This is a genomic window from Thalassolituus maritimus (genome assembly GCF_900156675.1).
Taxonomy (GTDB): Bacteria; Pseudomonadota; Gammaproteobacteria; order Pseudomonadales; family Oceanobacteraceae; genus Thalassolituus; species Thalassolituus maritimus.
The window spans coordinates 113822-121831 of record NZ_FTOH01000010.1 but is presented as its reverse complement, the minus strand read 5'-3'; the positions used below and the strand labels follow the sequence as shown (position 1 = coordinate 121831).

Below are 8010 nucleotides of genomic sequence, written 5' to 3'. Positions count from 1 at the left end.
GAATAAAACTGTCAACATTCACGTAAATGAATTTTCGACGAGTTCTTACTTGAAATCTTATGTCTCCACAACATCTCAGTAAGCACCCACACGAATTACTTAATGCTAATTTTTAAAGAACGTTGCTTTGGATTTGCCAGAAGCTTTCTCTCAAAGCGGGCTGCGTATTTTACAGAAGCAGCTTTCGATGTCAACAAGTTTTTTAAACTTTCTTAAGAAGCGAACCTCTTAATTTTTGACATCCGATCCGGACAACTCAGCGTCCCGATCAATGCGAAGCATTCTACCAGAGAACCTTTCGCTGTCAACCGTTAACTTTCAAAAAAATCTTTTAAAATCAACAAGTTGCAAACCTTTTCCAGACAACTCCAAGGAGCCTCTCTGTCGGATCAGGCGGCGCATTCTACAGTCTTTTCAGACTTGGTCAACACCTTTTTTCGACCCGTTTTCCTGGTCGTTGCCAGCGCTGCTGGGTAACGATCAAGAGCGGCGCATTATAGAGATGCGGCGATTTGGGTCAACTACTTTCTGTAATAATTTTCAGGAAGTTCTGGCGCGTTTCTTCTTAGCAAAAAACCACAGTCTTAACGCCAGTAGGAATGCAGCTATAAGAGTGTAGGCAACAGGCTCAAACCAGCTAGCCCTGATTTGTAATAAATAGTGAACGGCTGCGAGGGCTACGATTACATAGATGAGTTGGTGTAGTTGCTTCCAACGCCTCTTCAGCCTTCGCTGCCACGCTTTCGTCGAGGTGATCACCAGCGGCAACAAGAGCAACCATGATAAAGCTCCAACCAAGAGATATGGACGCTCCACGACCTCACGACCTAACTCGCCCCACTGCCACCCCAGAAGGAAAGCCAGGTACGCTAATGCGTGCAAAGATACATAGAAGGCCGCGTAGAGGCCCAACATCCTCCGGTGTGGCATCACCCACTTCTGTTTCGTAAGCCTTACTATCGGTGTCACTGCAAGCGTCAGCAGCAAGAAGTTGAAGCCCCATGTGCCTGTAAAGTGGGTAATTGCCTTGCCAGGTTCCGGCCCTAACAGGTTCCATTCGCCTGTCTGCACTCGGACTATTGCTTGCACTATGTATATGAGTGGTAGTGCGCAGGCGATACCGATAAGCCACCTACGCCCAGTCAGCGTTAGTACCATTTACGCAAATCCATACCTTTATACAGGTGAGCAACCTGTTCGCCGTACCCGTTAAACATTTCAGTCGGTATCCGGTTGGGGCTGAAGATACTGTTAGGCAGGCGCCTCTCAGAAGCCTGACTCCATCGCGGATGATCGACTTCCGGATTTACGTTGGCATAGAAGCCATACTCCTGTGGAGCTAAGTCATTCCATGTCGTCGGTGGCATAGTTTCGCGGAAACGGATTTTTACGATCGACTTAATGCTCTTGAAGCCGTATTTCCACGGAACGACAAGTCGCATCGGCGCTCCGTTCTGATTTGGCAGGACATTGCCGTACATCCCTACTGCCATGAGCGTTAGTGGATTCATGGCTTCATCCATTCTGAGCCCCTCTCGGTAAGGCCAGTCGATAGTAGAGAACACCGAGCGCTGCCCCGGCATTTCTTTTGGTCGCTCAACAGTCACGAACTCGACGTACTTGGCTGAAGATAATGGCTTAAAGCGTTTAATCAGCTCAGCCAGTGGGAAACCTACCCAAGGGATCACCATTGACCAGGCCTCGACACAACGCAGTCGATAAATCCGCTCTTCCAGGTCAATTCCCTTTAGAAGATCTTCGAGAGCGAAGGAGCCTTTCACCTCGCACTCACCTTCAATAGTCACGTTCCATGGGTCTGTCGTGAACTTACCTGAGTTTTCGAATGGGTCCGACTTACTCATCCCGAACTCATAGAAGTTGTTGTACTGGGTAGCAGAGGCATAGGGGGCAGGCTTTTCACCAGCACCAAAGGAGGTTTCAGACGCATTAACGACGGCCCTCTCCAGCCACTCAGGGCGTGAGGGTATACGACTACCTCCCTCAGGAGACACAAGCGCCTGTGCCTGTATTGTACTGAGCGCCGCTGCCGCAGTGAGGCTGCCCTTCATAAAGAGCCGCCTGTTGACGTACAACTCTTCTGGTGTGATCTCTGAAGGATCGATTTTGGGGTAGCGACGCTTTGGAATCAGCATATGCACCTCTTAATGGCTGAATTACTCTGACAAAAAAGCCCGGTTGTTGTGCCGGGCTTCTTTCCATATTTATATCTACATTCGTATAGTCGTTAATCAAACAACTTTTCTTTCACCGCCCATGCCGGGCCAGATAAGGCATACAACATAAAAACAGCCAACAGGACCGTTGCGGGATCAATCGATACAATTGCAAAGCCCATAACAATGGCCAGCAAGGCGACGAAAGGAATCTTGCCGCGCAGATCCAGACCTTTGAAACTGTGATACTTGAAGTTGCTGACCATTAACAAGCCCGCTGCGGTCACGATAATAGCCATCCACCAGGCGGCATCGGCCCCCTGCGTGCCAGACTCAGTGAAGACCCAGATATTTCCAGCAACGATTGCCGCTGCAGACGGGCTGGCCAATCCGGTGAAGTAGTTTTTATCAGCCACCGCCAGCTGAGTATTAAAGCGCGCGAGACGCAGAGCTGCCCCCGCACAGTAGACAAAAGCTGCGACCCAGCCGACTTTACCCAGATCCTGCAACGCCCAGCTGAACGCGACCAAAGCAGGCGCCACACCAAAAGAGACCATGTCGGCGAGGCTGTCATACTCTGCGCCGAAATCACTCTGGGTATTCGTCATACGCGCAACGCGGCCATCAAGACCATCCAGCACCATGGCAACAAAAATAGCGATGGCTGCATTCTCAAAATCGCCGTTCATACCGGCAACGACAGCGTAAAACCCTGAAAACAATGCACCCGTCGTAAACAGGTTAGGCAAGAGGTAAATCCCCTTCCTGTCCCTTTTGGTTGCTACCGGTACCTGAGCGTCTTCGTTATCACTCACACTATGATCCTTAATGTGTTCGGCCCGCATAAGCTGCGGGTTTTAAAGTTCTGCGGCTATTATGGGCGAAACCAGTCCATCTGGCCATGTCATCGCCCCGCGGTTTGCCAAAGCGCCTGTAAGACTGGCTCATTGAGTCGTTCCGTCCGCGAGCAGAGCCCAATATGAAAGGGCTCCAGTTCAGGCGTTACCGACAACACCCGCACACGGTTAAGAAGTGGGCTGTTCTGTAAAACAACCTGAGGGACAACCCCCACACCTACGCCCAGAGCCACCATACTGACGATGGCTTCGTGCCCCGTTACCTGTGCATAGATGTTGGGCGTCAGACTACGTGATGCAAACCATTGGTTTACGCGTGTACGTGCCAGGCCAGTCTCTGAGAGCACCATAGGCACCTCGGCCCACGATATGTCTGATTGTGAGAGCTGAGGAACAGTTCCCACCGTTCTTGGTGCGATAAACAGCAACGGCGACTCAGAAATCCCCCTAAACGTCAGGTCAGGCGACAATTGTTCGGGCCGTGCAGCAATCACGACATCCGCATCCCCGGTGGCGACTCTGGGGATAGACTCCGCGGCATCCCCCGTATGAATACGTAGATCAACTTTAGGATATTGCTCCCGGAACCGGGCCAACAGATCAGCCAGAAAAGAATAACTGGCGGTGACAGAACAAAAGAGCGTCAGCGACCCCTCCAGATCACTCACCTCGGCATTTACCGCAGAGCGCAGCGATTGCCATGCGTCCAGGGTCTGCTCCGCATGCTGGCGAAACAGCTCGCCGGCCGGCGTTAAGGTTAACGGTCCGCTGTCACGTACCAGTAACTGAGCGCCCGCATCCTGTTCCATACGACTGATACGACGGCTGAGTGTTGAAGGGCTCATATGTAATTGCTGCCCCGCCCGTCCGAGATGCTGAGCTTCGACGACGGTAAGGAAAACCCGTAAGTCTTTGTATTCCATAAGGTAAGTAAGTACCTGGCTGGGGTATTGCAGTATTTGCAACAACTGCTAGCAATAATAGCATTTTACGCAACGACGCTCATCACCTATCATTCGTCCCGAATTTTTATATCAACCATATAACGAAGCTGCTTTGAACCTATTACTTTCATCATCGTATGAGAAGCGTAGGCGAGGCAGGTAGCTTCAACACATAGAGGATAACGAAATGGGGCAGAACTACTTCAACACCCTGAACCTCCAGCAAAAGCTGGATCAACTCGGCCGCTGCCGTTTCATGGACCGTTCTGAATTCGCTTCTGAAGCTGAATTCCTGAAAGGTAAGAAAGTTGTCATCGTTGGTTGTGGTGCTCAGGGCCTGAACCAGGGCATGAACATGCGCGACTCTGGTCTGGACGTATCTTACGCTCTGCGTGAAGCTGCGATCACTGAGAAGCGTCAGTCATGGAAAAACGCGTCTGAAAACGGCTTCAACGTGGGTACTTACGAAGAGCTGATCCCTACTGCTGACCTGGTTATGAACCTGACTCCAGACAAGCAGCACACTTCTGTTGTGAATGCGGTTATGCCTCTGATGAAGGAAGGCGCTTGCCTGGGTTACTCCCACGGCTTCAACATCGTTGAAGAAGGCATGCAGATCCGTGAAGACCTGACTGTTGTTATGGTTGCACCTAAGTGTCCTGGTTCTGAAGTACGTGAAGAATACAAGCGTGGTTTCGGTGTTCCGACTCTGATCGCTGTTCACCCGGAAAACGACCCTAAGGGCGAAGGCTGGGACATCGCTAAAGCATGGGCTGCAGCGACTGGCGGTCACCGCGCTGGCTGTCTGGAATCTTCTTTCGTTGCTGAAGTTAAGTCTGACCTGATGGGCGAGCAGACCATTCTGTGCGGCATGCTGCAGACTGGTGCGATCCTGGGCTTCGAGAAAATGGTTGCCGACGGCATCGACGAAGGCTACGCCTCTAAGCTGATCCAGTACGGTTGGGAAACTGTGACTGAAGCGCTGAAGTACGGCGGCATCACTAACATGATGGACCGTCTGTCTAATCCAGCGAAAATCGTTGCGTTTGACATGGCTGAAGAGCTGAAAGAACTGATGCGTCCTCTGTTCCGCAAGCATCAGGCTGACATCATGGAAGGCGAATTCTCTTCCACTATGATGGCAGACTGGGCGAACGACGATGCCAACCTGCTGAAATGGCGCGAAGAAACGGCAGAAACTGGCTTCGAAAAAGCTTCAGCATCTGACGTTGAAATCGACGAGCAGGAATACTTCGACCACGGCATCATGCTGGTTGCTATGATCAAGGCGGGTGTTGAGCTGGCGTTCGAATCGATGGTTGAAAGCGGTATCGTTGAAGAGTCTGCATACTACGAGTCTCTGCACGAAACTCCACTGATCGCGAACACTATTGCACGTCGTAAGCTGTACGAGATGAACGTTGTTATCTCTGACACGGCTGAATACGGTAACTACCTGTTCTCTCACGCTGCAGTACCTCTGCTGCGCGAGAAGTTCATGCCACACATCAGCACTGACGTGATCGGTAAAGGCCTGAACCTGAAGTCTAACTCCGTAGACAACGCTCGTCTGATCGAAGTTAACGAAGCTATCCGTAACCACCCAGTTGAGTGGGTTGGTGCTGAGCTGCGTGGCTACATGACTGACATGAAGCGTATCGTTGAAGCGTCTGCATAAGACCTGCTTTAGCTAGCACATAAAAAGCCCCGCCAGTGCAGACTGGCGGGGCTTTTTTTATGTCTGAATAAATTACAGATCAGGCTTTCGCCAGCGATACCGGCGTGTACTTATGAGATGGCGTGCGCGAGAACGGATCACAATGCGTCAACGGCATCAGGCGGTTAAGAGCCGGACCAATTTCCTCGCCATTGTCGTACGTGATTGCATAGCCATGCGGCAAGGCCACAACACGTCTGCGCATGGTGTCGTCGATCATGATGTCGACCTTGATGTTGGCATAGCCGGAATCACAGATCACCTGATCACCCGCCACCAACCCGAGCTCTTCGGCATCGTCAGGATGAATGCGCATGGCACCGGTTTTGTCTATTTTCCGCCACTGTGGATCGCGGAAAATCTGGTTGGCGTTATAAGCACGACGCTCACCCGCGATCAGGGTAAAGGGTTTGTCGTGGTCTACTGGTTCTTTTAACAGCGCCAACGCTTCATCCAGCATTTCAGGAATACGCAGATGAATCTTCTGATCTTTATTGGCGACCAGCGACCAGACGTCCTCGTAATTCTGACGGATATACACCAGCCCCGAACGTTCACGCAGAATCGCACGGAATAGCCGGACGCCTGAGGTAAAGCGATTGCCTTTATAGCCCGCCCGCTTCACGCCATCGTGATAGCGCATAGAGGTCACAATCGACAGCGGCAACATAATGGCAGCGGCGGCTCCCTTATTCGGCAACGTACTCCCTAACGTGCGATAGAGAATGGATGCAGCAAAAGGCTGCAGCTTTTTATCCGTCATTAACTTCGCTGCCAGCGAAATCAGAAAGCCGAGGTGGAAAGTTCCTTTCGGTTCTTTTTTCGCAATCGCCTTCATCACCGGGAAGTCTTTGGGAATTTTACCCATAGCTTCGAGAATCCGGGTGTAGATCTCAGGCTCTGGTAACGTATTTCCGTATGCAGGAAAGAGTGGGTGACGCAGGTGAAAACCATTCACCGGAAACTCGAGATTGAACCCTGTGAACTCCCACTTCTCGAACTGAGATGCCGCCGGCAGAACGTAATGTGCAAGGCGGGCTGTCTCAGTCAAAGCCACATCCGTAACCACCAGCAACTCCAGCGACTTAAAAGCTTCCGTCATGCGGTCACTGTCGGCCCAGGTATTGATCGGGTTACAGCTGTCGACAAAGATTGAGCGGATGCGTTTCTCCCCTGCCAGCAGAATTTCATCAGCCAGAATATTCGGCGGCAGAATGCCCGAGACCGCGAACATTTTGTGATAGACGCTACGGCGATACTTGGGATTACGTTCATCGGTATCCGTAAGAATTGGAACAATGGTGGTGTGCAGGTTGTTGGCGCCGCGCTTACCGAATTGCCCAGTCACCAGATACAACAGCTTCTCAAAATAGCCGTTCAATGTGGTTCGGATCGAATGCTGAATACCCAGATCTGCGCGTACGCAACCAGAACTTGCAGTCGCTAACCCACGCGCGACTGCATACACATCATCAGGATTTACATCGGCACGGCGGATAAACTCTGCAACAGGCACCGATTTCAGGTAACGCTCAACACTGGCAAAACCGGTACAGTGTTCGGCCAGAAATTCTTTTGCCTGAAGGCCTTCATTCACAATGATGGCCAGAATCGCACTGAGCAGATAAGCATCCGTACCGGGCTTGAGCTGCAGATGGATATCGGCCATCTTCGCGGTTTCGGTACGACGTGGATCAATCACCACCATAGTCCGTGCCGGATCTTTACTGATTTCCTTCAGGGTATGGCGGGCATTAGGTATGCCGTGAGCCTGAAAAGGGTTACAGCCGAGAAAAATCACAAAATCAGAGTGCTCGACATCTTCGGTGATATGGCATGTCTGACTGCCGAACAGTCGACCATTCAGCCAGAAATCTCCCGTTTTCTCCTGCCCCAGTGAGTTGTAATTGAAGTAACTCTTCATCGCAGCACGCAGCTGCCCGAGATAACCACCGCCGAGGTGATTCCCCTGTCCACCACCGCCACAGGTCGCAAAGGCTTCACCACCGTGGGTATCACGGATAGCCGTCATTTTTACCGCGATTTCATTGATCGCCTGATTCCAGGAAATCTCTTCGAAGGTGCTGTCTTCTTTTCGCTTCAGTGGCTGATTCAGACGGTCTGCATTGTTCTGGTAGTACTCCAGCCGAGCTGCTTTCTGGCAGATATAACCTTGTGACATAGGATGCGCGTCATCGCCGCGGATTTTCTTAAAGCCCGTGGCATCAACCTCGACAGACAGCCCGCAGTTGCGCGAACACAGAATGCAAGCCGTCGTGTCTTCCCGGGTTTCCGTCACTGAAATATTCACTCAAGCC

6 protein-coding genes are annotated in these 8010 nt (G+C 51.4%); 1 reads left to right on the top strand and 5 read right to left on the bottom strand.

Annotated features, from left to right (window positions below):
• Nucleotides 1-540 precede the first annotated feature (540 nt).
• The 4 genes from msrQ to ilvY form a co-directional block, all read right to left on the bottom strand.
• Entirely contained in the window at nt 541-1158 is a 618-nt protein-coding gene (gene msrQ, locus BW941_RS15140; protein WP_076517459.1) for a protein-methionine-sulfoxide reductase heme-binding subunit MsrQ, read from the bottom strand.
• Nucleotides 1149-2153 (bottom strand): protein-methionine-sulfoxide reductase catalytic subunit MsrP, encoded by a 1005-nt coding sequence (gene msrP, locus BW941_RS15135; RefSeq protein ID WP_076517457.1) that lies wholly within the window; start codon nt 2151-2153, stop codon nt 1149-1151. Before msrP ends, msrQ begins: the two co-directional genes overlap by 10 nt.
• 92 nt (nt 2154-2245) lie before the next feature.
• The gene (gene pssA / locus BW941_RS15130) at nt 2246-3019 is read right to left on the bottom strand and encodes a CDP-diacylglycerol--serine O-phosphatidyltransferase (protein ID WP_084189041.1); all 774 of its coding nucleotides are present in this window, start codon (nt 3017-3019) and stop codon (nt 2246-2248) included.
• A 59-nt stretch (nt 3020-3078) separates the two neighbouring features.
• Complete coding sequence (gene ilvY / locus BW941_RS15125; protein ID WP_076517455.1) at nt 3079-3954, bottom strand: HTH-type transcriptional activator IlvY; 876 nt, start codon at nt 3952-3954, stop codon at nt 3079-3081.
• Nucleotides 3955-4162: 208 nt separating this feature from the next.
• Here ilvY and ilvC point away from each other — a divergent pair, with 208 nt between their 5' ends.
• The gene (ilvC, locus tag BW941_RS15120) at nt 4163-5653 is read left to right on the top strand and encodes a ketol-acid reductoisomerase (protein WP_076517453.1); all 1491 of its coding nucleotides are present in this window, start codon (nt 4163-4165) and stop codon (nt 5651-5653) included.
• A gap of 79 nt (nt 5654-5732) precedes the next feature.
• On the opposite strand, the gene BW941_RS15115 is transcribed toward ilvC, so the two are convergent.
• The gene (locus tag BW941_RS15115) at nt 5733-8003 is read right to left on the bottom strand and encodes a molybdopterin-dependent oxidoreductase (protein ID WP_076517451.1); all 2271 of its coding nucleotides are present in this window, start codon (nt 8001-8003) and stop codon (nt 5733-5735) included.
• Between the last annotated feature and the right edge of the window lie 7 nt (nt 8004-8010).

Excerpts from the sequence above, each read along its gene's own strand:
- ilvC (WP_076517453.1), top strand. The coding sequence starts at position 4,163 with ATGGGGCAGAACTACTTCAACACCCTGAACCTCCAGCAAAAGCTGGAT.
- msrP (WP_076517457.1), bottom strand. The coding sequence starts at position 2,153 with ATGCTGATTCCAAAGCGTCGCTACCCCAAAATCGATCCTTCAGAGATC.
- msrQ (WP_076517459.1), bottom strand. The coding sequence starts at position 1,158 with ATGGTACTAACGCTGACTGGGCGTAGGTGGCTTATCGGTATCGCCTGC.
- ilvY (WP_076517455.1), bottom strand. The coding sequence starts at position 3,954 with ATGGAATACAAAGACTTACGGGTTTTCCTTACCGTCGTCGAAGCTCAG.
- pssA (WP_084189041.1), bottom strand. The coding sequence starts at position 3,019 with ATGCGGGCCGAACACATTAAGGATCATAGTGTGAGTGATAACGAAGAC.